General features: G+C 45.9%; 17 protein-coding genes. 10 read left to right on the top strand and 7 right to left on the bottom strand.

Annotated features, from left to right (window positions below; genetic code table 11):
- Positions 1–106 precede the first annotated feature (106 nt).
- Genes LZG94_RS07205 through glgB form a run of 3 tightly spaced genes read left to right on the top strand, consistent with a single transcriptional unit; the run spans position 107 to position 7,349 of the window.
- Positions 107–2,065, top strand: coding sequence for an alpha-1,4-glucan--maltose-1-phosphate maltosyltransferase (locus LZG94_RS07205; protein ID WP_233791251.1), 1,959 nt, complete (start codon positions 107–109; stop codon positions 2,063–2,065).
- 6 nt (positions 2,066–2,071) lie between these two features.
- On the top strand, positions 2,072–5,407 hold the full coding sequence (gene treS / locus LZG94_RS07200; RefSeq protein ID WP_233791250.1) for a maltose alpha-D-glucosyltransferase: 3,336 nt from the start codon (positions 2,072–2,074) through the stop codon (positions 5,405–5,407).
- Positions 5,408–5,417: 10 nt separating this feature from the next.
- Positions 5,418–7,349 carry a 1,4-alpha-glucan branching protein GlgB gene (gene glgB, locus LZG94_RS07195; protein WP_233791249.1) on the top strand — a complete coding sequence of 644 codons (1,932 nt, stop codon included), beginning with the start codon at positions 5,418–5,420 and terminating at the stop codon, positions 7,347–7,349.
- Between the two features lie 142 nt (positions 7,350–7,491).
- On the opposite strand, the gene LZG94_RS07190 is transcribed toward glgB, so the two are convergent.
- From LZG94_RS07190 to LZG94_RS07180, 3 genes are all read right to left on the bottom strand, one after another.
- Positions 7,492–8,589 (bottom strand): T9SS type A sorting domain-containing protein, encoded by a 1,098-nt coding sequence (locus LZG94_RS07190; RefSeq protein WP_233791248.1) that lies wholly within the window; start codon positions 8,587–8,589, stop codon positions 7,492–7,494.
- A gap of 6 nt (positions 8,590–8,595) precedes the next feature.
- Positions 8,596–10,944 (bottom strand): hypothetical protein, encoded by a 2,349-nt coding sequence (locus tag LZG94_RS07185; protein ID WP_233791247.1) that lies wholly within the window; start codon positions 10,942–10,944, stop codon positions 8,596–8,598.
- 355 nt (positions 10,945–11,299) lie between these two features.
- The gene (locus LZG94_RS07180; protein WP_233791246.1) at positions 11,300–11,581 is read right to left on the bottom strand and encodes a hypothetical protein; all 282 of its coding nucleotides are present in this window, start codon (positions 11,579–11,581) and stop codon (positions 11,300–11,302) included.
- 280 nt (positions 11,582–11,861) lie between these two features.
- Between LZG94_RS07180 and LZG94_RS07175 the strand changes: the two genes are divergently transcribed.
- Positions 11,862–15,425, top strand: a complete 3,564-nt coding sequence (locus LZG94_RS07175) for a histidine kinase (protein ID WP_233791245.1) — start codon at positions 11,862–11,864, stop codon at positions 15,423–15,425.
- A 6-nt stretch (positions 15,426–15,431) separates the two neighbouring features.
- Positions 15,432–16,187: a LytTR family DNA-binding domain-containing protein gene (locus LZG94_RS07170; RefSeq protein ID WP_215232753.1), complete on the top strand. Its 756-nt coding sequence runs from the start codon at positions 15,432–15,434 to the stop codon at positions 16,185–16,187.
- 4 nt (positions 16,188–16,191) lie between these two features.
- Here the strand turns inward: LZG94_RS07170 and LZG94_RS07165 are convergent, their stop codons facing one another.
- Together LZG94_RS07165 and LZG94_RS07160 are read right to left on the bottom strand one after the other, a co-directional pair.
- A complete protein-coding gene (locus tag LZG94_RS07165; protein ID WP_233791244.1) occupies positions 16,192–16,578 on the bottom strand; it encodes a DUF3037 domain-containing protein in 387 nt (128 codons plus the stop codon).
- Positions 16,556–17,353 (bottom strand): HipA family kinase, encoded by a 798-nt coding sequence (locus LZG94_RS07160; RefSeq protein WP_233791243.1) that lies wholly within the window; start codon positions 17,351–17,353, stop codon positions 16,556–16,558. The genes LZG94_RS07165 and LZG94_RS07160 overlap by 23 nt, the downstream gene beginning before the upstream one ends.
- Positions 17,354–17,540: 187 nt before the next feature.
- Between LZG94_RS07160 and LZG94_RS07155 the strand changes: the two genes are divergently transcribed.
- From LZG94_RS07155 to LZG94_RS07140, 4 genes are all read left to right on the top strand, one after another.
- The gene (locus LZG94_RS07155) at positions 17,541–17,921 is read left to right on the top strand and encodes a hypothetical protein (RefSeq protein ID WP_233791242.1); all 381 of its coding nucleotides are present in this window, start codon (positions 17,541–17,543) and stop codon (positions 17,919–17,921) included.
- 44 nt (positions 17,922–17,965) lie between these two features.
- A complete protein-coding gene (locus tag LZG94_RS07150; RefSeq protein ID WP_233791241.1) occupies positions 17,966–18,931 on the top strand; it encodes a hypothetical protein in 966 nt (321 codons plus the stop codon).
- 64 nt (positions 18,932–18,995) lie between these two features.
- Positions 18,996–19,685, top strand: a complete 690-nt coding sequence (locus LZG94_RS07145) for a hypothetical protein (RefSeq protein WP_233791240.1) — start codon at positions 18,996–18,998, stop codon at positions 19,683–19,685.
- A gap of 27 nt (positions 19,686–19,712) precedes the next feature.
- The gene (locus LZG94_RS07140) at positions 19,713–20,804 is read left to right on the top strand and encodes an Ig-like domain-containing protein (protein ID WP_233791239.1); all 1,092 of its coding nucleotides are present in this window, start codon (positions 19,713–19,715) and stop codon (positions 20,802–20,804) included.
- 49 nt (positions 20,805–20,853) lie between these two features.
- On the opposite strand, the gene LZG94_RS07135 is transcribed toward LZG94_RS07140, so the two are convergent.
- On the bottom strand, positions 20,854–21,855 hold the full coding sequence (locus LZG94_RS07135; protein WP_233791238.1) for a zinc-binding dehydrogenase: 1,002 nt from the start codon (positions 21,853–21,855) through the stop codon (positions 20,854–20,856).
- A 141-nt stretch (positions 21,856–21,996) separates the two neighbouring features.
- Here LZG94_RS07135 and LZG94_RS07130 point away from each other — a divergent pair, with 141 nt between their 5' ends.
- Positions 21,997–22,344, top strand: coding sequence for a hypothetical protein (locus LZG94_RS07130; RefSeq protein WP_233791237.1), 348 nt, complete (start codon positions 21,997–21,999; stop codon positions 22,342–22,344).
- Positions 22,345–22,580: 236 nt separating this feature from the next.
- On the opposite strand, the gene LZG94_RS07125 is transcribed toward LZG94_RS07130, so the two are convergent.
- Positions 22,581–25,232, bottom strand: a complete 2,652-nt coding sequence (locus LZG94_RS07125) for a c-type cytochrome (RefSeq protein ID WP_233791236.1) — start codon at positions 25,230–25,232, stop codon at positions 22,581–22,583.
- Positions 25,233–25,234: the final 2 nt, after the last annotated feature.

Below are 25,234 nucleotides of genomic sequence, written 5' to 3'. Positions count from 1 at the left end.
TAAGAAACGCACAGGTCGATTGCATCCGCAGAAAATTTGTTCTGCAGGCATGATTTTGATTGCTAGTTTTGCCATTCAACCAAGTGGAAAACTAAAAATCTGATCGATGAACAACAAGGACGGAAGGAAACGGGTGATAATCACCAATGTTGGTCCCCAAGTTGAAGAAGGCAGGCTTCCGGCGAGAAGAGCTATTGGAGAAAGTATTGTTTTTTCGGCTGATATCTTCGGAGATGGCCATGATTCAGTGGCCGCAAGCGTAATCTACAAATATGAATCTGACCAGTTTTGGGAGCAAATCCCCATGCAGTTTATTATAAACGACCGCTGGGAAGCTCGCTGGACCCCGGACAAGATTGGGCTATACGAATACCGGTTTACAGGCTGGGTCGACCATTTTACTACCTGGAAAAAGGGTTTGGTAAAGAAATTCGAGGCCGGCCAGGATATTGCAGTCGAACTTAAAATAGGGGCTGAGATTTTGCAGGAAGCTGCCGGTTTGACAAGCGGTGAAAACGCATCTTTACTTGCAGGCTGGGCCGATTCTCTCAGCACAGCTACTGACCCGCAGTGGGCTGTTGATCTGGCGATTAGTGATGACGTTGCCCGCACAGTTTCTACAATCCGCTACACCGACCGCACTACCGTTTTTGACCATACTTTTGAGCTTGAAATAGAGCGGAAAAAGGCGGCATTCAGCAGTTGGTACGAGCTGTTCCCACGATCGGCTTCCAGCCAGCCAGGTCAGCACGGTACTTTCAGGGACGTGATCAACCTGCTTCCAAAGGTTGCCAAAATGGGTTTTGATATCCTGTACTTCCCTCCTATTCATCCAATCGGAGAAATGAAAAGGAAGGGAAAGAATAACTCACTTACTCCATCTGACACCGATCCCGGTTCACCCTGGGCCATCGGAAACAGGCTGGGCGGACACAAAGCGGTACACCCGGAACTGGGTACAATCGAGGACTTTGTCGAGCTGGTTGAGAATGCGAAAAAGCTGGATATTGAAGTTGCAATGGACATTGCCTATCAATGTGCGCCCGATCATCCTTATGTGAAAGAACATCCCCAGTGGTTTAAATGGCGGCCCGACGGCACGGTACAATATGCGGAGAATCCGCCGAAACGTTACGAAGATATTCTGCCGTTTGACTTTGAAACCCAGGATTGGGAGAATATGTGGCAGGAGTTGAAAAGTGTGATCGACTTCTGGATCGAAAAAGGCGTGAATGTGTTCCGGATTGATAACCCGCATACTAAGGCTTTCGGTTTCTGGCAGTGGCTGATCGGCGAAGTTCGCAAATCACACCCGCAGGTGCTGTTTCTGGCCGAGGCATTTACCCGGCCAAGGGTTATGGAGCGCCTTGGCAAGATCGGCTTCAACCAATCCTATACTTACTTTACGTGGCGTAATAGTAAATGGGAGCTGGAACAATACATGAACGAGCTGACCAAGACAGATCAGCAGTACTATTTCCGTCCCAACTTCTGGCCTAATACCCCAGACATTCTCCCCCATCACCTTGTTGAGGGTGGCGAAAATGCGCATATCACTAGGCTTATCCTGGCAGCTACACTTTCTTCCAACTATGGGCTATACGGACCGGTTTACGAATATGGAGTCAACACGCCGCATCCCGGAAAAGAAGAGTACACGGATAATGAAAAGTATGAGATCAAACAATGGGATTGGGATAGATACAGTCGCACCCGGGAGATCATAACCCGGATAAATACCATAAGAAAGCAGAATACTGCGCTGCAAACGACCTGGAATATAGAAATTGCAGAAACTGACAATGATATGGTAATGTGCTATTTAAAGTCTGATCCCGCACAAAACAATGCACTGCTGATCGTCGTCAATCTCGATTATTTCAATACCCAGGGCGCGCATATCAAGGTTCCGCTGCACCTTTTGGGTATTCGTTACGACCAGCCTTATGCGGTTAATGATGTGCTTAGTGGTGAAAAATACTACTGGCAGGGAGAATACAATTTTGTTCAATTGAATCCTTACGAAATGCCGGCGCATATTTTCAAAATAGAAACACTCAATTGAGATACCATGGAATATAAGAACGGAATACTTGAAAAGAATTTGCATTGGTATAAGGATGCGATTATTTACGAGCTACATATAAAAGCATTTAAAGACGGAAACTGTGACGGTATAGGTGATTTCAAGGGTTTGATGGAACAACTTGATTACCTGCAGGATCTCGGCGTGACGGCGATCTGGCTATTACCTTTTTACCCCTCGCCGCTTCGAGACGATGGTTATGATATCGCTGATTATTACACTATTAACCCTTCTTACGGGGATATCGCCGAGTTTAAGGCATTTTTGAAAGAGGCGCATAAGCGTGGTTTAAAAGTAATTACCGAGCTGGTAATCAACCACACTTCTGACCAGCATCCGTGGTTTCAGCGCGCGCGGAAAGCGCCCAAAGGTTCTGCACACCGCAATTACTACGTGTGGACGGACGATCCGAAGCAGTTTAAAGATGCCAGGATCATTTTCCAGGATTATGAAAAATCAAACTGGACCTGGGACAGTGTTGCCGAACAATATTACTGGCACCGCTTCTTCCACCACCAGCCCGATTTGAATTTTGACAATTTGCAGGTTCAGGAAGAGATTTTCAAGATCATCAATTTCTGGTGTAAAATGGGTGTCGACGGTTTCAGGCTGGACGCGGTACCTTATCTTTTTGAGAGAGATGGTACTAACTGTGAAAACCTTCCCGAGACCCATGCATTCCTGAAAAAACTGAGAAAGCACGTCGACCAGCGCTACCCGGGCACTTTGCTGCTTGCGGAGGCGAATATGTGGCCTGAGGATTCGGCTGCCTATTTTGGCGATGGCGACGAATGTCAGATGAACTATCACTTCCCGATCATGCCGCGGATGTTTATGTCGCTGCAAATGGAAGACAGGTATCCTATTACAGATATTTTTGACCAAACTCCTGCTATTCCGGATAACTGTCAATGGGGTATTTTCCTGAGAAACCACGACGAGCTGACGCTTGAAATGGTAACTGACGAGGAGCGCGACTATATGTACAAAGCCTACGTGAAAGATCCCAAAGCGCGGATCAACCTCGGAATCAGGCACCGGTTGGCTCCTTTGATGGAAAACAACCGAAAGAAAATAGAGTTGCTGAACTCCCTGCTGTTCACTTTCCCGGGAACCCCTATTATTTATTACGGGGATGAAATTGGTATGGGTGATAATTTCTATCTGGGTGACCGTGACGGGGTCAGGACACCAATGCAATGGAGCCCTGATCGCAATGCAGGTTTTTCACAGGCGAATCCACAGCAGCTTTATCTGCCACTTATCCTTGATCCGCAATATCACTACGAGTCGATCAACGTTGAATTGCAGTCCCGAAACTCTTCTTCGCTGCTTTGGTGGATGAAACGGGCTATTAATACAAGGAAAAAATACGCTGCATTCAGCCGCGGCGATATTCACTTCCTGAACTCGGAAAACTCGAAGGTACTTGCATTCACACGTACGTTCCAGGACGAAACGATGCTGGTGATCGCCAACCTTTCCAGGTTCCCGCAACCGGTTGAGCTTGATCTGGATCAATATAAAGGTTATCAGCCCGTGGAAATTTACAGTAAAAATAAATTTCCTTCGGTGAAAGATAATACACCTTATTTCTTCACGCTGGAAGCGTATGCTTGTCAGTGTTTCGCATTGGAAAAAACGCATCCGGAAATTGACGAGAACCAGGAACTTCCGCTTTTGCAACTGGACAAATGGAAGGATCTGCTGGATCCAAGGGCGATCGAGCAGCTTGAAAACAAGCTTTTACCCGCTTACCTAATGAAAATGAGGTGGTTTGGCGGAAAGGGCAAGGGACTGGACAGCATTAAAGTGATAAGTCACGCGACTATTCCGCTGGGCAGCAACCCGCCAGCCTATATTTTCCTGCTGGAAGCTTCTTACCAAAACGATGTGAATGAGATATACCAGCTGCCACTTGCCTATGGTAAAGAACCATTTTCAAACAGGGTAAGAGAAGATTGCCCGCAGGCGGTTATATCACGTATTAAGATCAAGGGAGAAGAAGAAGGGGTTTTGTTCGACGGGATTTATGGTTTCGAGTTGCAGCAGGCTTTGATCTTCAATATGGGATCGGGTGAAAAGTTACCTGCAAAAAACAGCGAAATTCATTTTACTGGAAACAGCGATCTTGAAACGCATATCAAGACTACTGAAAAGATTAAGCCGAAGGTACTGTCTGGTGAGCAGAGCAATACTTCCATTAATTACGATGGAAAGTACTTCTTCAAATTGTACCGCAAAGTCGATCGGGCGATTAATCCGGATATGGAAATCACGCACTTCCTTACCCACAAAGCCCACTTCAAGAATATACCTGCATTTGTCGGGGCGGTGGAATGGAAGTATAAAAACGATTCCATGGTGCTCGGTATGATGCAGGAAATGGTGAATAACAGCACCGACGCCTGGGCAAATATGCTCGACCGACTTGACAGCTTCAATGAAAAGATCCTTTTGGGCGGTGAGATCGAACTTCCCGAGCTTAAAGGAACATTGACAGAACCGATTGGATATGAAGATATTCCGGAAACTTTCAGGGATTTGCTTGATGTGTCTGTCGCAGAGCAAGTTTCATTGCTGGGTATTCGTACGGGTGAAATGCACTTAGCCCTGGCTTCTGAAAAGGAGTCAGATGATTTTAAACCGGAGGATTTCTCACTGCATTACCAGCGATCTGTCTATTCGTCTTTACAGTCGCTTGTCAGGGTTGCATTCCAGAGTTTGAACCGCAACATGAAAAAGCTGACGCCGGAGGTGAAGCACGAGGCTGAGGAAGTGCTTCAAATGAAAGAAGAGATCCTGACGGAATTGAAGAAGGTATATTCACGAAAAATTGATACATCTAAGATCCGGATTCACGGTGACTACCACTTGGGTCAAGTACTGTTTACCGGAAAGGATTTTGTAATTCTTGATTTTGAGGGTGAACCGGCGAGGAGTTATAGCGAGCGGAGACTCAAAAGATCTGCGCTCCGGGATGTAGCAGGAATGCTGCGGTCGTTCCATTATGCTGCTTACGGAAGTCTTTATCTTGACAACCAGGTAAGAACGGAAGATATTGCCAAGCTGCTGCCTTATGTGGAGCAATGGTATCACTATATGAGCGGCATATTCATGAAAGCCTATCTGGAAACTGTGAAAGAGAACCCGATCGTGCCTCAGAAAAAAGAGGACCTGGATGTTCTGATGCAGACTTTCCTGCTTCAAAAAGCGATTTACGAACTGAATTATGAAGTGAATAATCGCCCATCGTGGGTTATGGTGCCACTGAGAGGAATTAAATCGATAATTAAAAAAAATGAAGCGGTGAACGCTTAACCAGGCTATTATGACTGATTTGCAAAATAATTCGTTTGCCAAGTTATCCGACTTTGACGTTAATTTGTTCCGTGCCGGCACACACTATCATGTTTATAATAAGCTCGGCTCTCACCTTACTGAGGTCGACGGACAACGCGGCACCTATTTTTCAGTTTGGGCTCCCAATGCAAAGGACGTGACAGTGGTTGGTAATTTCAACGGCTGGAACAGAACGGAAAACCCGCTGACGGTTCGCGGCGACGGTTCGGGAATCTGGGAAGGCTTTATTGCAGGATTGGGCAAGGGTGAATACTATAAATATTTCATTACTTCCCACTCCGGGCATCAGGTTGAAAAAGGAGATCCTTACGCCGTACATTGGGAAACACCGCCGCACACGGCATCAGTAGTGTGGGATCTGGAATATGAATGGAAAGATTCTGAGTGGTTATCCAATCGAAAATCAGGATCGCCTCTGGAAAAGCCTATTTCCGTTTACGAGGTCCATATTGGCTCGTGGCGCCGGGCTCACGAAGAAGAGGGACGTTTTCTGACCTATCGTGAGCTTGCAGCAGAGCTACCTGAGTATTGCAAATACATGGGATTCTCGCACGTGGAGTTCATGCCGATTATGGAACACCCTTTTTACGGATCGTGGGGTTATCAGCTTACGGGGTATTTTGCGCCTTCGAGTCGTTTCGGTACACCACAGGATTTTATGTTCCTGGTAGATGCGCTCCATCAGGCTGGTATCGGCGTCATTCTGGACTGGGTTCCCTCCCATTTCCCGACTGATGAACACGGGCTTGGCTATTTCGACGGTACGCATTTGTATGAGCATGCTGATCCCAGAAAAGGCTTTCATCCGGATTGGAAGAGCTTTATTTTTAATTATGGTAGAAATGAAGTTAAAGCATTCCTGATTTCCAATGCGATTTATTGGCTAGACAAGTTTCATATTGACGCACTACGGGTCGATGCAGTTGCGTCGATGCTGTATCTGGACTATTCGCGGAATGAGGGTGAATGGATCCCTAATCAATATGGCGGAAGAGAAAACCTCGAAGCGATTGACTTTTTGAAGGAATTCAATACGGCGGTACACCAGTATTTCCCTGATGTCTTTACTGTTGCGGAAGAGTCTACCGCCTGGCCCGGCGTAACGCAACTCCCACAAAACGGTGGTTTAGGTTTCGATATGAAATGGATGATGGGCTGGATGCACGATACCTTATCTTATTTCCAGAAAGAGCCTGTCTATCGATCACATCACCAGGGTCAGCTGGCATTCAGTACGCATTACGCGTTCTCCGAAAAATTTACTTTGCCGCTGTCTCATGACGAGGTGGTGTACGGAAAACATTCGATGATCAACAAAATGCCCGGCGATCACTGGCAGCAGTTTGCAAATCTGAGGGCTTTGTACGGTTACATGTTCGGCCACCCGGGCGCGAAGCTATTGTTCATGGGAGCGGACTTTGCACAGCGTCACGAGTGGCGCCACGATTTCAGCCTGGACTGGGATGAAAATCTGAATCCATCGCACAACGGAATACAGTTGCTATTAAAAGACCTCAACGAGTTTTATGCTTCCCAGCCGGCCTTGTACGAAAAGAATTTTTCTTGGGAAGGTTTCGAATGGATCGATAATCAAGACAGCACTAATAGTGTTTTCAGCTGGATCAGGAAAGGAAACAATCCGGAAGAGGACCTTATTTTTGTGGCCAACTTTACGCCGGTAGTGAGAACAAATTATCGGATCGGCGTTCCAAAACCAGGGTACTACCAGGAAGTTTTCAATACAGACAACCTGAAATACGGCGGGTCTGACCTATTAGAGCTCGAAGAACAGGAAAGCTACCCGATCCCAAAACATTCCCGGGTTCATTCCATTCCCTTACGAATCCCTGGGTTAGCTGTGGTGGTATTGAAATACGTGAAAGGATTTGACTGGCTGTAATAACATAAAAAGAGGCTACGTCACACCGGACGTAGCCTCAAACAAACTACCCACACATACTTAATCGAAATTTCGAGGTTGTTAAGGAGGCTACTTCTATTGGAGAAGTAGCCTCTCAAATAAAACAAACCAACACACTCAACTATTTAACTACAAGTATCTTGTAGCTATTCTGTTCGCCGTTAGTAGACTTTATGTTCACCACATATACTCCGGCATTTAAACCACTTACTTTTATTTTCTCGCGAGGTTTGCCTACGGATTTAAACACTTCCTGTCCTGCGATATTAATTATGCTCACATTAGAAACCTTACTGATATCTGATGTATTAATCGTCAGTTCGTCAACAACGGGATTAGGGTAGACGCTTGCAGACACAAATTCGAATTTGATACTACGGATCATACTATACGCACTTGCTCCATCCTGATCGATCATATGTAAACGATACAAATTTTCACCAGAAAAGGGATTATTATCCGACGCGAGGTAGGTCTGATCAATCTTGCTTTCACCCATTGCCTTCACCGTTGCGATTGTTGCCCACTGCTTACCATCTTTACTGCGTTGCACATCAAAATGGCTGCTGTTAGATTCTTCTGAAGTCTTCCAAACCAAATTCGCAACACCATTCTCTGCATTAGCATCAAATGAGACTAGCTTAACAGGTAAAGGAAACTCTTCATTAACAAATACAATTGGCAGCAAATTCACCTCGTCGATGGAATGCACCCAAGAGCTTCCAAAATCATCGAATTCTATCCTTGGATACGCTGGATTTCCCTGAGCAACAGGAGCATTAAAGTTAATTGTGTAGTGAGCTAATTTGACGAAATCCGTTAGGTTCAAATCTGTGTCAGAATCAGCACGCTCTATTGTCAGACCTAAGTCATCCTGGCCCGGGGTGCCGGGGCCTGGTACAGATGGCTGTACACCACCACTTGCGGATGCATAAGTCGGATCAGGTTCACAGACTCCATTTACAACGAAGACACCAGGGGGAAGCGCAAGATCCAGTCGAATATTCATTGCAATCCACAGACCGTCTGAGCCGACCCCAGGAGTATAATTAGCATCACCCTTGGCCACCAGATCAAAACTCCATGACATACCGTCAGCGCTGAGCTTCCGATTCGTAAAGTCCATGATAATTTTTGCTGGCGTCTGCGAATAGGCATCTTTCAGAGAGGTTGTGAGTGCGATGAAAGCAATTAATGTGATTTTTAAAAGTGTTCTCATGATTTATTAGTATTTAGTTAAAATTGAAAAGTAGCCTACGTTGTATCTGTTACGCTGAATGTTCACATCCTGGTTGTTGATGAGGCCATTCATATTTAGATCTCTCGAAGAATATACTCCGAATAATCCCTGGTTGTATGAGTTTCTGGTCTGACTCATATCTTCATTTTTTACCATTAAATTTTGGGAAACGTCTCCGCTTACCATGCACCAAACTCCGTTCACCTGTCGCATTTGGTCAGGAATTATACCGTTGGTAAACGCTTTCTGTAACGATGTTGTGAAGTTATACTCGACTTCCGGTATGCTCCCATCAATGGAGAGTGGTTGACTCATAATTGCCACGTGATTCCTATGTTTGACGACAACATGTACTGGTTGAGTACGACTCTCAAAGTAGGGGGCTGAACCCATAAATGTTACGACACTGCCATCTGGCTTCAAAAGGTAACTGCCAGACTCTAAGATAGTACCTGGGCTTTGGGAACTTCGAATCTCAATTTTCACCCAATCAACAACCGCGCCCAAAACACCGTTTAGGTTATTCACATCTTCGTAAACTATTCCATTACCATAAGGATCAGTAGTCGGTAATAGGCCAACCATTCCAGGCCCTTTAACGTACGTTTGTAAAGTATTCTTCATCACTGTATCCTGCCCTGAAATCGCGCCCTGCAATTTCACTTTGAAATTGATCTTCACCGAGCGTTCCAAGCAAACTGTATCTAACACAGTCAGCTTTGAGTTGGAGATTGGCACATTGTAGCATTTGCTTACTTGGTCATAAATGAAAGCATAATAGTTTCCCGGCTTCACTTTTGTCGGATCGAATGTGCCCAATTTATAAGGGACCCGATTGGGCGTTGGATACCAATGAACTTGGCCTAGTGTCGCCCCCACCTGAATTTGCGTCAAGTCGAAAGTTCGTGAGCCGCATTGTGCCGTAACCGTATCGGGAGATATGACAGGTGCAGCGATCTGAGAGATCGTTAACACCTCCGTAGACAGGTTTGTGTTAAGACATCCCTTTAAGGTATCTTGACTGAATGCGTAGTATTGCCCAATAGGCATGGATGTTCCTGCCTGGATAGGCTGCCCTTGTCCCTGTGGATTATCAAAATAGACAAGTCTAGTTCCTAATGGCACATTAAATGCCTCAGTAAATAATTGCGCGGTTCCGCTTGTGCACACAACCAATCGCTGATGCTGACCTAGATTTACTTGCGTAGGCAGTTTCACTTGTACTACATCCGTAGAAAGATCCGTGTTATAGCAGTTGTAAGGGGCTCCGAAATAGTAAAATGCGTAGTATGTACCAGGCACTACGCTGGTTGCGTTGCCCATTGCTGAGGGGAAGCCGGAGTGGGTCGGATTATTAAACCAGACCAACGATGCGCCGGGAGGAATGTCACCTGGGGGCGTGTCGTGCAGTGTGTTCAAGTCAAACGTCGTTACCCCGTGGCAGGTAATTTGTCCGACATCAGATTTTAACTTTACATCAGCTCTCATAACCTTTACTTTGGCTTCCGCTAAATCAGTATTGAAGCAGTTTCTGTCTTTATCGTAGAAAAAAGCATAGTAGTCGCCAGGCTGATTTATAAGATTCGTCCCAATAAGAGCCTTTCCGGAATGTGTCGGGTTGGAATACCATACCAGACTACTTCCAGTAGGGATATAGCCGGTGTATGAATCGTTTAGATTGATCGTGGATTGGGGACATTTCAAAAATTGCACCGGATGCTCGAAGCCTATTTGATTGTCAGGCTGACCGCAAACCATTTTGATGGAAGTTATATCGAGATTAGCAACTGCACCAGCAGCAGTATTTTCTGTAACATTAAATTTGAAAACTTCAACTGAACCTGACGCCTGAAACTTCAAAGTCCCTTCTGTCCAAGTTAATCCCTGACTGAACGTATGCGACGCTACCGCTCCGGGTCCGCCAGTCACTTCGATGAATGCTTTGTCTGCGAGATCAGTAGCAACGCCTCCATTTAATTTATAGGAGGCAGTCATTACATGATATTTTACTTCATACCATATTCCCGGTTGCAGCGAATATATCTTAGTCTCAGCCTTTTGATTCAAATTATTATTACTGAACTGACTCAGGAAATGTGTTTGCCCCGAAGGCGGATTTGGTAATGGCGCAAGAACCCATGGACTAAATAAACCTTCACCAGGCGCCCCATTACCTGAACCATAAGAAGTTACTGTTGAACTTGAAGCCGATCCGGTGCTTGTCCAACCTGGCGGAATTGTGTTTGCACCGGCCCATCCTCCGGTCGGATTAAAAACCTGGGCGTTCGTAAGACTGCTGATTGCCAGCAGCAGAACAATAATAGAAGTCCTCATAAAAAGTGTGTTTAAATTGAAATTTCATAATCGTTGTTGTGGAGAGTTTGGCTATTTTCAAGACTCTTTTTTGAAAGTTGACAGCTGGCCTGGCTGCCGTTAAGACTTAACTGATCCAAAGATGATAAGGGAAATGGCGGGCGCCGCATTTGTTAATTGAGCGGCTTCAGTTGATTGATTGAATGGTTATTGAAGGCTTTTTAACAGCAACATTCTCATTATCAACTTAGAAGTAATTACAAATTAGAAGGGCGCACTTTGAAATACTTGTAGATTTGAATTCCAACAAGCTAAGGCCGCAGCTGGGAAATAGTGATTCGCGGGCTAAGAATCGAAAATAATGAAGACCTGACTGTTACTTCCAGTCAGGCTTGAAGATAATGATCAGGATAATGAATATGGTTGTCGCAATGATTGCGACGGCCTGCACCCAGACGATCACGGACGCCAGCGTGAGGTTTCCATCCCGCACACAATAAATGGATACAGCACATTCAATCACAATTAATACCACGATTGCCCTGATGGCGCCCAAACCGTCAGCAGGTCTCTTCATGAGGTAGAGATAAAGCAGGTAGCCAGACAACACAAGTGCAGCCAGGCAATTGATCACAAATCCAGTTAGGTATGTATTCATCAATTCAAAAGGGTTATTGTTCGTACCGTCCGTTCCGGATGGTCTGTTTAAACAAATTTGCCGTAATCAGAGGCCAGATTGAAAATGAATGAATAAACGGTGTCTTGTAATGATTAACTGGTCAATGTCACTAGAATTTATTCGCTAAAAATTGCAAGTAAATTCTCGTCCATCAAGATTGACCCAACCGATTAATAACTGAATGCAGCCTTTGAGGAATTGTTATTTACGCTTCGTTTATGAATAACTACTTTACGCTTAATTCAACACAACAACCTGAATGCGTCTTTTCAGATACTTAACGCTTCTTTCGTTAGTTTTTACAGCCACAACTGCCCGGGGGCAATTTATCTTTCAAAATTTTGGGGAAGTTGACGGTCTCAACGCAAAGGATGTATTGTGCCTGTCCAAAGATCCGGACGGGTATCTCTGGATCGGGACTACCAACGGACTCAACCGTTATGATGGCAACCAGATCAGAGCATACCAGAACCCGGAACTTCAAAGAAGCGTATACGTAAGTGCAATAGCTGCGATTGACAAACATAAGACTCTACTTTTAGCAACGTCAGTCGGTTTGCTCACCTTTAATAAGAGCAAAACGGCATTTTATAGGGACAAGAGATTCGCAAGTCTTACCAACAAGCGAATTTTATCAATCAAAGAAGACGGCGATGGCAGACTTTGGATTATTTGCAAATCCGAAATTTACATTTTCAATGGAGAAAAGGTAGTACCACTTATCCAGGAATATCCACAGGCGAAAAAGCTTCTCAGCCAGAATTTCTCGTTTTCAGCATCTAGCGCCTTCTGCTGGGATAAATCGCGAAGCGGTTTTTGGATTGGCGGTTACCAGACCTTCTTCTTTGACATTAAAAATAAAGTCCTTTACGACAGTGCCTACAACCCACGACAATATCCGATCCTCAACAAAACGTTGGTTACAGCCCTAACACTGGATATGAATGCGAATTTGTGGTACGCTTCTACCTCTGACTTTTCGCTCAATTTCTGGGACGCCAGGTCAAACGGGGTTACTACTCACTACAAATTTGACAACAAAAAAGCCACGGACGGATGCAATTACCTGTTTGTGGACACCCAGAACCGGTTGTGGATATCAACCTGGATGTACGCGGCTTACGTGAAAGATTATGGAAAACCTATAAAGAAGGTCCCTTATAATCAGGATTCCCCTAATTCTATCGGCTACGGGTTCATTCAGCATATTTTGGAAGACGAAGAAGGAAATCTATGGTTTGCTACTATCAATGGCGTGAGCAAATTAGCTGTGAACTCACCTTTCAGAGCTATTTATAAATTACCGAGCTACGAATTTTTTCTCGAAACAAATTTTGCTCACATCAATAGTATTGTCATTGATCAGGATAAGATATATGCCGCGAAGGAGGATGGTGTGGTTTTGTACGATATGGAACAGCGGACCTTTAAACGCTATTTTGTTTCCGGTAAGCAGTATCATCGAAACAGATTTATAATGGTAAGTAAGGCTGCCAACGAATGGTGGATGGCCGGACCCGAAGGAATCTTTACGATAAATGGCAGGCAGCAGGTACTCAGCAAGTTAAAGAACAGTCCCGACGGAATAGTCAATGTCGTTTTGACCGATCTGAAGGGGAGGATTTGGTTTCATGTTTATCGGGATGCCATTTACCGATACGATCCATACTCGGGATCGCTGCTCCGTTTTGACGGGACAGAAAGCAAATATGGTTTATTCAAATACGCTAATTGCCAGAGCTTCCTGCAGATGAGAAATGGCGACATCTTATTCGCAATCCGCGGTATAGGTTTTCTTAAATATACCGACAAAGAGGAAAGGTTTTCGGTCATTCCCGTGGCCAATCCGGGGAAATTTGACGTCAGGCAGTCCGTAGAGGATCCAGAAGGCAACATTTGGTCGGCGATCTGGGAAAGGGGTATTTATAAGATTAATACGAGGGGCGAACTGATAGATAGCCTTCACAATCAGAACGGATTGCTTTTTAATCAGATTAACAGCATTGCGATCGACGCGAGAGGTGCTATCTGGGCAGCCGGACCGGGAGGTCTGCTATTCTTTTTTACTGAAACAAAAAAAGTTACGCGTGTTCAGATTAATCTGGGCAAGACATTGCAGGATTACTGGAACTACATTTATGCGAGCAACAACCGAGTTTATGCGGTTATGCTGGACCATGTGGTTGAGATCGACCCATTTAAATTTGCAAAACTTCCGGTCAGGAAACCGCCGCACGTCACTTCCATTAAGATATTCGGAACCGAACTTGATGAAATCGACAAGCCTATTTTACAGCTGAAACCAGAGGATAACTACGTCACATTTCAATATGCATCACTCAGTCACCGCGATGTACCCTCCCTGCAATACAGTTATATGCTGGAAGGTATTGACGATAAGTGGGTAGATGCAGGACGAAATCTGTATGTCAGCTATAACAGTCTGAAACCCGGGTATTATAACTTTAAAGTCAAAAGTACAGACGAAAATGGCCGGTGGATGGATGACTTCACCACGGTGCGAGTGCGTGTCTTGCCGCACTGGTGGCAAACCTGGTGGTTTTTCGTGCTGGCAGGTACACTATCTGCCGTATTTATGGATGCCACGTATAAAGGGTACAGGAACCGGAAGCAAAAGGTGACCTTCAACAATGCAATCGCCTATTTCGCTAATTCCGTTTATGGAGAGAATTCTGTGAATGAAATATGCTGGGATATTGCGCGTAACTGCATTTCCCAGCTTCGTTTTGAAGACTGCGTGGTGTATTTGTGGGATGAAGGCAGGCAAAAGCTTATTCAGAAAGCTACTTATGGGATTAAAAATGAAAGAGAACACGAAATTCTGAATCCGCTGGAACTGGAACTTGGCGAAGGTATAGTAGGTACGGCGGCCGCTACGAAGAAACCGCTGATCATTAAAGACACCAGAAAAGATAGCCGATATATTGTCGACGATGAGGCGCGTTTGTCGGAAATAGCTGTCCCGATCCTGCATGAAGGAAAAGTGATTGGTGTGATCGATTCGGAACATAGTATGAAGAGGTTCTTCACCGAAGGACATGCCAGGGTACTTTCAACGATCGCTTCGATCAGTGCCAATAAAATAGCCGAAGCGCAGGCTGAGGAACAGGCGCAGCAGAAAGAAATGATGCTGTTGGAAATCAACAAAATGTTGGCAGAAAGCCAGTTAATGGCACTACGGGCGCAGATGAACCCGCACTTCGTATTCAACTGCCTGAACAGTATTCAGGAGTGTATCGTGACGCAGAAGTATGGAGAAGCAAGCAAATATCTGAACAAATTCTCAAAGCTTTTCAGAAGAGTACTTAATAATTCAGACCAGAATCTGGTGACGATCGAGGAAGAGAACGATGTACTTCAACTGTACCTCGAACAAATGCGGTTTGAGCAGAGCTTTTCCTTTAAAATAATTGTCGATCGCGACCTGGATGCGGAAGATATCCTGCTGCCTTCGATGCTGCTGCAACCTTATGTAGAAAATGCGCTCTGGCACGGACTGATGCATAAGGACGGCGACCGGCAGCTTAGTATAAAATATGAACGCATGGACGACGATGTTTTCAGATGCCTGATAGATGATAACGGGATAGGCAGGAAAAAGTCCCTGGAAATCAAGGAGTTTAACAGCAAAGGCAAAAGGCACAAATCCAAAGGTCTGCAAATTGCGAAAGACAGACTCGATCTGCTCGAAAAGCAAGGCCGGCATGCATCGGTTCAGATCACAGACAAATATAATGAGCAAGGCAATGCCACGGGGACACTTGTAACAATCGAACTTTCAACTTTCTTAAATAATACCTAAAACGTTATGATAAAGGCTCTAATAATCGATGACGAACAAAAAGCAAGAAATGTGCTCGACCATTATCTTGTCAATTTCATCAAGGAAAAAATTGACGTCAGGCACGCAGACTCGGTCAGGCAAGCGCTTGTAATTCTGGAAACTTTTATGCCCGATATTGTTTTTCTTGACGTAGAAATGCCGCATCAAAACGGATTCGACTTTCTGCTGCTACGCAAAAATCCCAGTTATGACATCATTTTTACAACTGCTTACAATCAATATGCGATCCAGGCGATCCGGTTCAGTGCACTGGATTATTTGTTGAAACCCGTAGACCCGGAGGAATTGCAGGGATCGATCGAGCGGCATTTGGAAAAAGTCCGCCAGAAAGCGGTGCTGACAAACCAGCAACTATACGATAATCTCGCCCAGAACATTGAAAAGAAAGAAATCAAAGACTTCCGGCTGGCGGTACCGTCAAGCGAAGGCGTCTATTTTTTTACATTGGACGAAATTCTCCGGCTGGAAGCCGATAAGAACTACACTTCTATTCATTTGATCGGAAAACGACCGTTTTTGTCCAGCAAAACGCTTAAACACTTTGACGAAATGCTGAACGAATTCAATTTCATCCGTACACACAAATCCCATTTGGTCAACCCGAAATACATCAAGCAAGTGACGCACAACAACCAGTTCCTGCTTCTGACAGACGGATCAAGAATTGAGATTTCGAGGCGGAAAAAGGAAACGGTTCAGCAGTACCTGAAATTGAAATAGCCACTCAGCATAAAACCTGTTCATTGAACAAAACGGACAAAGTATGTTCCGGATCTTCGCAAAAGCCCGCATGCACCTTCGACGTCTGCAACATCGTACTTCTGGTCGCTGTAAGCCAGCGGAAACGCGAAGAAAGTGGCAACGCACCTATCACACCACCATCTCTCCTGCCCTGGCATATCTGCTTGAAAGCGAGCAGGTATGCCTGAATTTCAGCTGGATCCACATTACAACCAAAAGCACCTAGTCTTGCAGGATTCAGCTCGTACCTCACACTCAGAAATTGACGCCCCGAGCAGTATAGAATCACGCCTACATTAATAAACTCCTCCCGCTCCACCCTGGGTACAAGCCGGAGAACTGCATATTCATATAACTGCTTGTCTTGCATCTGCCGCTGCTTTTATAAGTACTTCGGAATGAAGAAGCCTTTGGATAAAAAATTGGATATAAGCTTCACGGTGCGCTTTTTCGGTTTCAAAAGGTGCGTCTTTCAATAGCCAGTCTCCTGGTATAAGCGATACGATATGGCGGATTGCTTCCTCACTTAAAATGCCTTTGAAATGCTCGTCAACGGCACTCAGGTCTGTCGCTTTTTTAAGTAAAACGTGATCTTTAATCTGCGCAAACGGGCGTGCAGCCTGCTGCTCCCAATCCTGCCAGGAGTGGTGAAAATACAAAGCAGCTCCGTGGTCGATCAGCCACAATTCTTTGTGCCACATGAGCATATTCGTATTACGGGCAGTGCGGTCGACGTTCATGAGCAGGCAATCGAGCCACACAATCTCGGACGCAAGTCTCGCATCGACGTCACTCACCAGCGGGTCGAAAGTGATTGCGCCTGACAAATAATGCATAGCCAGGTTCAATCCGATGCTGGCTTTCAAAAGATCCTGAATCTCCTCATCGGGCTCAGTTCTGCCGAATGCTTCGTCGAGTTGAGCGAATACAATTTCTGGTATGCGCAATCCCAGGAGTCTTGCAATCTCGCCTCCAATAAGCTCAGCAATAAGGGCTTTCACTCCCTGCCCCGCGCCTTTGAATTTCAAAACGTATAAAAAATCGTCGTCCGCTTCCGCGATTGCGGGCAGTGATCCCCCCTCCCGCAACGGCGTGAGGTAACGGATCACTTTCACTTCCCGGATTGCTACTGGCTGTGGTGACATCGGTTACATAGTTAATAGATTGAGCAAGTTAAAACTTTTTTTAAGCCATTTTCCCCGTTCACAATATGCAAAACGCATTTTCAAATTTCATTGAATTATTTCTACAAGAAACTTTTTTGTAAATATTTAACTTCCCTTTTCCTTTGTAGAAGTAATTGTAAAACATTACGTACACCCAACTCTATACTTGAAACATCTTTACCCCAAATCTGCCGGCAGGCTCGCCCTGCTTGTGCTGATCCTGTATGCTCAATTTGCAGTTGCGCAACCCAGCGACGCTGTATATGCTACGGAAACCCCTGTGCCAGGCACAGATGGAGGATCAGTAACTAATCCGGAAAATGCTGCCAATAGTTCTAGAACTTCGGCTGCTGAACTTGTCGCTTCGAAGGCTGTGCTTGGAGGCGCTACTTCCTGCTCTTTGCAACTGATATTTACGAATTCCGTAAACTATGAGTCTGCAAATCCGAAGACTGTTTATTTCAAGTCAATCCAAATTCCAGTGCTCTTGCCAACGGCGCTATCACGATCACTGCGCAAAATAGTTCTGGTGGATCGGTCAGCCTGACGGGCAGCGGCTACAAAACTTACTATGCCCCAGATGGTTATGCATTGATAGGCGTTACCCCGTCGGCCACTTTCAAATCGGTGAAGCTTACAGTGGCCTCCCCCGTTCTGGCAGGCACAAATAGCGCAAGCGTTTATTACGCCTTTTACGGAGCTGGTGCGTCCAACTCATCCAACCCGTACCCATTCAATGCAGCAGACTGCGGGAGGCCAAATGGGACCAGCATTGGATACTCGGATATCATCCTGACAGCATTCGGAGTTACAAATCCAGGCGGCGCGATTGATGAAGATCTGGCCACAAAATCTTCCTTTGTTTCCAACGGACTGCCGCTTCTTGGCGGACATATTAAGCAGACATTCTATTTCAATGGAAATTCCAATCCCGATGATATCGTGCGGGTTACGCTTTCTCAGGGAGGATCTTTCCTGGATGTGAAGCTGGGTTCGAGTATTACACTTCGCGCTTACCGCGGTGAAAGTGAGGTAGGTACGGTGAAACTGCTGGAATCAATCGTGGAAGCTTCTCTGCTGACTTCACTTGCCAACCGCGAAAATATTACCTTTTATTTTATCCCAAAAAATGCAGACGGGAGCTCTTTCATATTCGATCGAATCGAGCTCGACCTGAATATTGCATTGCTTGGTCTGGGCCTCGGGGCCAACGGTATTAACGTGCACGATGTGCGCCGCGTTCCGGACGGAATCAGTGCACCGGATGCAGTAGCCTGTACCAATCTGGGCGGGATCACACTGTCGGCCACTGCATTGCAGGCGAGTATTGGCGGGATTGGCAACTTTCTATATTCCTGGTACTCAGAAGCGAGCGACGGAACATTACTATCTTCCAATCAAACATTACCGATTACCGGATTAACCACCACAGGTCAGAAAACTTACTATGTCCAGACCACCAAAGCCGGCGAAGGATGCACAGCTTCACCCCGAAAGAAGGTGACCGTAACCGTGCAGAGCGCCCCGGCTTCACCCAGCGCAGCATTAAATCCCTAGAATCAATAAATAACAATTCCCTTCAATTATCTATCAGTAGTTCACTTTTAACAAAAAACAATTCATGAAAAAATTCATTACCTCCTTTGCCGTGTTCGCACTTCTTGCATTCGCCCAGGTTGCCAATGCACAATCAACACCAGCCCCAATCAATTTCTATGTTACTAATGGTGAGGAATTTACATTAACGCCGCAAGGCAACGTTGCAACATCCAAGCTGTTCTGGCGTGTAGACGGTGTATTGAACGAGATCCTTGGAAGTACGCTTGGCGGTGTTTTGAAACTGACCTTTTCAGACGCAACAACGACCATTACCAAGCACGAAATCAAGTTGAGTGTGATTGCTGATCTCCTTGCAGGTTGCGAATCTGATCCTGTTGAGTATAACATCATTGTGCTGCCAAAACTGGAACTTGCATTAGAGGTTCCAAAAACCAACTTTTGTGTGGGCGCGGAAGTAGATGTGACGCTAAACGCTTCATTCTTAACCCCTATTACTAATTTGGTTACGTACGGAGTTGAACTTCCGTTCGAGTGGAGAGGTCCTGACGATGAGATCCTTACAGAAACAGGTGCATCTTTGAGAGTAGTAAAAGCGGGTCTTTACAAGGTAGTAGCTAAATACAAATTGCCGGCTGCCGGCGCCCTGCTGCCTACTGCAACCAAACTGGCTACGAACATCATCACTGGTACGAGTCAGCAAATCCTGCACAACCTGCCATTGCCTACCATTCCTACTATCCAACTTCTTTAATTCAGAACTCCTGAATTAATCTGTACGATGCGCTCTAACCTAATCGTTTGGATGTTCCTGACGTCTGGCATTGCTTTCGGGCAAAGCCAGACCAGGGAGGTATCCATGTGCAAAACGGCGTCTATCCGGCTCAGAGCCGAGTCCCAGGGCGCGCATCGCTATGAATGGTATCGTAACAATGAGCTGGTTGCAAGTTCATCTACCCACGAGCTAATTGTAAGTGAAGAAGGGACTTACAATGCGTTTGGGGTGAATGATGACGGATGTTTATCGTTGGAATCTATTAAGATCATCGTTAAGCACCACAAGCCCACTGCGGTTGACGACATAGCGACCGGTAAGAAAAACACTCCTGTCGAGATCGATGTTTTAGGAAATGACCTCGCAGTATGTTCTGCTCTCGATGCCAATTCGCTGGTTATCACCAGCCAGCCAGTGAATTGTGAAATAAGAAATGTGGCGGGAAAAGTTGTATTCACTCCTGGAAATGGCGTTGTGGGCGATTTTTCATTCACTTACACAGTGAGGGACCAAACCAGACAAGTTTCCAATGTAGGTACGGTCCTCGTTCAGATCAGCACCGACCCGCTGCCTGTTGTATTGACACGCTTCGATGTGAACAAGCGCGAATCTCTTACTGAACTGGAATGGGCGACTTCGCAGGAAGCCAACAGCGATTATTTCGAGGTGCAGCGCACGACGGATATGGTCCATTGGACAGCAATCGGCCGGTGCGAGGCTGCGAGGGAAAGCGGAGATGCGCGAGCTTATAATTTCACCGACAGTCTGCCGGAGTCTGGACTGAACTATTACCGATTAAAGATGATCGACGCGGACAATACATTTGCGTATAGTCGCGTGCGTTCGGTTCATTTTCCAGAATTCTCGTGGGCAGAGGTGTTTCCAAATCCTGTCGACGATATTCTACAAATTGTTGTTCGTAACAAGCGTGTGAAAAACTTTCGGATTATCAGTAATTCGGGGATAGTAAGGGTATCAAGGCCGGTGACTGACCCAACTTTCACGGTTAGTATGAGACAATACCCGACCGGCATGTACTATGTTCACTTTGAACAGGACGACGGCGCGGTCAAGATTTACAAGTTGATGCACAATTAATGACAAATCCCGGCTTTTGGCTGGGATTTGCATTTCCGTTAAATCTGGTTTAAACGTTCGTCAGCACGATCTTGCCGAACTGCTTTCCTTCGTGCATGTAATCCAAAGCATCCTGCGCTTCGGCCAGTGTTCCAAACACTTTGTCAACGATCGGTTTGATGTTATGCTTTTCAGTAAATTCAAGCATATCTTTAAAATCCTGCATCGTTCCCATTGTCGTGCCCAGTATTGAAATGTTGCGCCAGAAGATTTTGTTTGGAACGATATTCCCGATGACTCCATCGGTACCGCCAAAAAATACGATCCTGCCGCCGGGACGGGCTGCTTCGATCAGATTTCCGAAACCTTTGCCAGAGGCACTATCGACGATTACGTGAAAACCGCCTGTTTCTTCTTTCGCAGTCTGAAACCAGTTTTCTTCTTTGTAATTAAAGCCCGCTGTCGCGCCTAACTCGATTGCACGATCAATTTTTTCCTGGGAACTGGACGTCACGTACACTTCTGCTCCTGCTGCAAGCGCATATTGCAATGCCAGCAAAGCAGTACCCGCGCCGATTCCGGTAACTAGTACTTTTTCACCGCTTTTTACAGCAGCCCTTACAAAAAGCGCACGATAAGTGGTTACTCCTGCGAGCGGCAATGCAGCAGCTTCTTCGTCTGTCAGGTGTGTGGGTTTTAAATGAACATATTTTTCGTCCACAGCAATATATTCTGCAAAAGTACCCGGCTCGGGATTGCCCAGGATTTTGAAATCGTTGCCAAATGCCGCGGGATCATCGCCCCAATCGTGGCTCGGATTAATGATCACCTTTTTCCCGATCCAGTTTTGATCTGCCTCACTTCCAACTTTCACTACCGTTCCCAGTCCGTCGGAACCAAGTATCAGGCCCGATTTTGGACCAGCGTACTTTCCTTTCTGTATCCACACATCGCGGTGGTTCAATGCGGAGTATTCCAGTTTGATCAGGATCTGGCTTGCACCCGGCTCCGGTGTTTGCACTTCCTTAATAGTAAGCGGCACGTTGGTATCGACAAGAAATACTGCTTTCATAATATTGTTTTTGATTTGATAATGCGAAGTAATCAGTTTGGGTCAATTTAGAAGAAAAAACCACAAGCTTGCATTGGTTGAGCTGGTTTGGAATGGATTTTGTTAATGTGTTAAAACATCTTCAATCTAAATCCAGCAAATATGAAAGCGCTTCCCATCCTACTTGCCCTGCTGTTTGCCGCTCCCGCACTGACGTTTGCACAGTCAACGGAAAGCAAAAAATCGGCCAGGGAATACCGTAAAAGAACAACCAGCTCCCGATCAACGAGAGATACTTCTGACGTTTCTGCAATCCTGAAAGATTCTTCGAATGCAGAAACCGGTCCTATTCTGAATGATAATGGGAGTGTAAATTCCACCGGCACGATCGATGGACGCAGCAGCACCGGCCGCCCCGACGCGGATACAACCGGCTCCTATTCTGTCAAAAAAAGAAAATCGACCATTAAGGCCGTTCCGGAAGGATCCAGGAAACAACAGCGGCCTTAACACAGCGGTATTCGCTTTTTATTACAAAATAAAAAATCCCCCAACCGTAAAAGATATGGGGGATTACTGCTTTATAAACGTTGAGCAAAAAGTTTTTTCAATAAATATCTAGTCGATTAAAATCACTACTACAAAACTTACGAAAAAGACTACTCACTTAAAAACAAAAATCGAATGAAATTGCCGGCCTCTTCAACCGGCAATACAAAAAGCAAATATTGTACAATTCTAACCTATTATTTTTTCTGTTCATAAAGAAATGTGATCAACGAGGCGAATTCCTCGTAAGACAGCTCATTAGCCAGTCCCGGGGGCATCATTGAGTTTTCAAGTTCTTTACGAGATGTAATATCCGACATTTTGAAAGTGTAAACAGCTCCGGTAATATCCCGCAAAACCAGCTTTTCAGCCGATTCCTCAGAAACAAAGCCCATGTAGCTTTGGTCTCCTTTGGTAGTGATCAGCACCGAAGCAAAACCCTGCGAAATGGATGCATTTGGCTTCAATATCGATTCAGCGATCTGTTCACGGTTCATGATAGAGCCGATCTGGCCCATATACGGTCCTTTGAGCGGGCCATTTTTATTGATACTGTGGCAGGCCACGCAACCTTGTTTTGTGAATAACAACTTACCTGCCGCCGCATCGCCCGGGATCCTGGCTATCGCGAGCATCACGTCTTCAATGGAATTTTCCCCGATCTGGCCTTTCTTATTACTGATCTTGCTCAGGTCGATTTTCAGTTCCTGCTTTTCAACCACAATATCCTCGCCTCCAAATTCATCAATTCCCATACGCTGGCGACCATTCAGATCAGCGAAAAACTTTTTACCATTATCGTCGGCTTTCGTCCACTGCTGCATTAAAAATCCCTTGATCGCGTCAGAAGACTCCCAAGTAACCGCTTTATAATAAGGTCCGTGCGTATCTGGCCGGGTACTCCACCACCAGGAGCCGTCGTAAGGCGCTTCTACTTTGTAAAGCCTTCCTAATGTAGTGAGGATCTGACCTTTCAGTTTTTCATCTGTCGCTTTTTCATAAGCTGCAATCAGTGCGGAAACTGCCTTCGGGTCGTGCATATAACGCAATGCCCACAATGCAATTGTCGAGTTTTCTGTTCCGATCGCCTGCACGCAAGCGTCTACTGCATTTATCGCAACCAGCGATCTCACCGCAATATGTGCGGGAATGATAGCGGAGTTGGGCGTAGCATGCGGCCCCTCCGTCCCTTTTGCGGGCGATACGAATGAAGCCGGCACTTTAACTTCCAACAAAGATTGTGCAGCCTCAGCTCTGCCTATTCTTCCCAAACCCACCGTCGCGGCGATCTGAACACGTGGTGAAGCGTCTTTCATACCTTTCAAAAATGGCTCGATCGGCACCTGAGCAACATTCGGCTTTCTGTCAGCCAGCGCGCGTAATGCAAATTCGCGAACATCATTTTCTTCACTCAATTTCACCAGATCATTAAATCCATTTTTCCCGGAAGCCTGCGCGTAAGTATAAATACCTGCCACGCGTACATATAAAGGAAGGCTCTTGTCCTGCGCGATTTTCAGGGAAAGTTTCGCAGCCCCTTTCGGAAAACGCGCCAGCAATTCCTGTTGCCCGGCCAGACGCTGAACTGCGCTTTCAGATTTCAAAAGTGCCGCCAGTGCTTTGGCTGACGAATTTTTCACACCTTTAAAAGGCTTGTAATTCCAATCTTTGGGAATAGCGCGCACTACAAAACCCTTGTTCGGATTTCCGGAATAGCCAGCTCCATCCCAGGCTGCCAGATAAACGCGGCCCGATGCATCGATATCAAGGTCGGTAACCTGGGCAAGCTTGATAAATTCCTCTTCCTTCTGGTCAAAACTTGCCGCATCAGCTGTAAGCCGGTGCACATAGATCTGACTTCTGCCCCAGTCGGCCATCATCGGAACACGGTTGTATTTGGCTGGCCAAGTGGGATCGTCCATAAAAAGTGAGCCTGTTCCCGATCCACCGCCCAGGTCGATCAATGCGGGAATCATCTCTTCGGTAAAATTTTTGAAAAGAACCGGATATCCATACTCGCCTGACTGGATCTGGTTACTGAAACGGATATTCCAGCCGCCGCCGTCATTCGTGTTATCTCTTGTAAAAATGTTCATGTACGGATCAATAGCGACATCATAGATATTGCGCATTCCGTGCGTGTACACTTCCATTTCCGTCCCGTCGGGCCTTACCCGCACAATTCCGCCACCGAGCTGGGTCAGTTTTTTACCAGAGCGATCCACCGCGTCGTGAAACCCGAAATCTCCCACTGCAATGTAGATCCAGCCGTCGATTCCCATACGGATACCGTTTGTAGCGTGGTCTGTTCCGCGGCTTTGCAGGAATTTTGGCGAGCTCACGCCTTGGATCAATGGTTTGGAAGGTCCGTCCGCAATACCATCGTGATTTTTATCCTCAAAAACAACCAGATCCATGCCGGAAGCCTTGCCGGTTTCTTTGGAGAATGTGGTATGCAGAACGAAAAGCTGGTCGCCCTGAGAAATGATCCCGCGCGGATCGTCCACTTTCGCGAAAGTTGTGTGCTGATCGACCTTACCATCGTTGTTTGAGTCAACCAGCCGCACAATGCTCCCCTTTCCGGGATCTTTCCCCAGCGAACCGATCATATCAACTCCAACATAAACTTCACCTGTGGCAGCAACAGCCAGACAAGCTGGGCTTGGAGTCAGATCAGGCCCGGCGAAATGGGTTATATTCAACTCCGCGGGCCAGCTCGCCGCATTCGGCAGTGAATCTGCTTTTGTGAAAACTCTTGCTGGTTCAGAACTTGGTGACTGCTGCAAATACAGGCTGTTCCAGCCGAGAAGCAGGAATGCCGACAGTACACTCAGATAAATTTTTAACATAA

The organism is Dyadobacter sp. CY343 (genome assembly GCF_021390335.1).
GTDB lineage: Bacteria > Bacteroidota > Bacteroidia > Cytophagales > Spirosomataceae > Dyadobacter.
This window is presented reverse-complemented; position numbering and strand designations above follow the sequence as displayed.

Bases quoted from the DNA above. Each gene is read 5' to 3' on its own strand.
- glgB (WP_233791249.1), top strand. From the start codon at position 5,418: ATGACTGATTTGCAAAATAATTCGTTTGCCAAGTTATCCGACTTTGAC.
- LZG94_RS07170 (WP_215232753.1), top strand. From the start codon at position 15,432: ATGATAAAGGCTCTAATAATCGATGACGAACAAAAAGCAAGAAATGTG.
- LZG94_RS07135 (WP_233791238.1), bottom strand. From the start codon at position 21,855: ATGAAAGCAGTATTTCTTGTCGATACCAACGTGCCGCTTACTATTAAG.
- LZG94_RS07180 (WP_233791246.1), bottom strand. From the start codon at position 11,581: ATGAATACATACCTAACTGGATTTGTGATCAATTGCCTGGCTGCACTT.
- LZG94_RS07175 (WP_233791245.1), top strand. From the start codon at position 11,862: ATGCGTCTTTTCAGATACTTAACGCTTCTTTCGTTAGTTTTTACAGCC.
- LZG94_RS07130 (WP_233791237.1), top strand. From the start codon at position 21,997: ATGAAAGCGCTTCCCATCCTACTTGCCCTGCTGTTTGCCGCTCCCGCA.
- LZG94_RS07205 (WP_233791251.1), top strand. From the start codon at position 107: ATGAACAACAAGGACGGAAGGAAACGGGTGATAATCACCAATGTTGGT.
- LZG94_RS07185 (WP_233791247.1), bottom strand. From the start codon at position 10,944: ATGAGGACTTCTATTATTGTTCTGCTGCTGGCAATCAGCAGTCTTACG.
- LZG94_RS07125 (WP_233791236.1), bottom strand. From the start codon at position 25,232: ATGTTAAAAATTTATCTGAGTGTACTGTCGGCATTCCTGCTTCTCGGC.
- LZG94_RS07160 (WP_233791243.1), bottom strand. From the start codon at position 17,353: ATGTCACCACAGCCAGTAGCAATCCGGGAAGTGAAAGTGATCCGTTAC.
- LZG94_RS07190 (WP_233791248.1), bottom strand. From the start codon at position 8,589: ATGAGAACACTTTTAAAAATCACATTAATTGCTTTCATCGCACTCACA.
- LZG94_RS07140 (WP_233791239.1), top strand. From the start codon at position 19,713: ATGCGCTCTAACCTAATCGTTTGGATGTTCCTGACGTCTGGCATTGCT.
- LZG94_RS07165 (WP_233791244.1), bottom strand. From the start codon at position 16,578: ATGCAAGACAAGCAGTTATATGAATATGCAGTTCTCCGGCTTGTACCC.
- treS (WP_233791250.1), top strand. From the start codon at position 2,072: ATGGAATATAAGAACGGAATACTTGAAAAGAATTTGCATTGGTATAAG.
- LZG94_RS07145 (WP_233791240.1), top strand. From the start codon at position 18,996: ATGAAAAAATTCATTACCTCCTTTGCCGTGTTCGCACTTCTTGCATTC.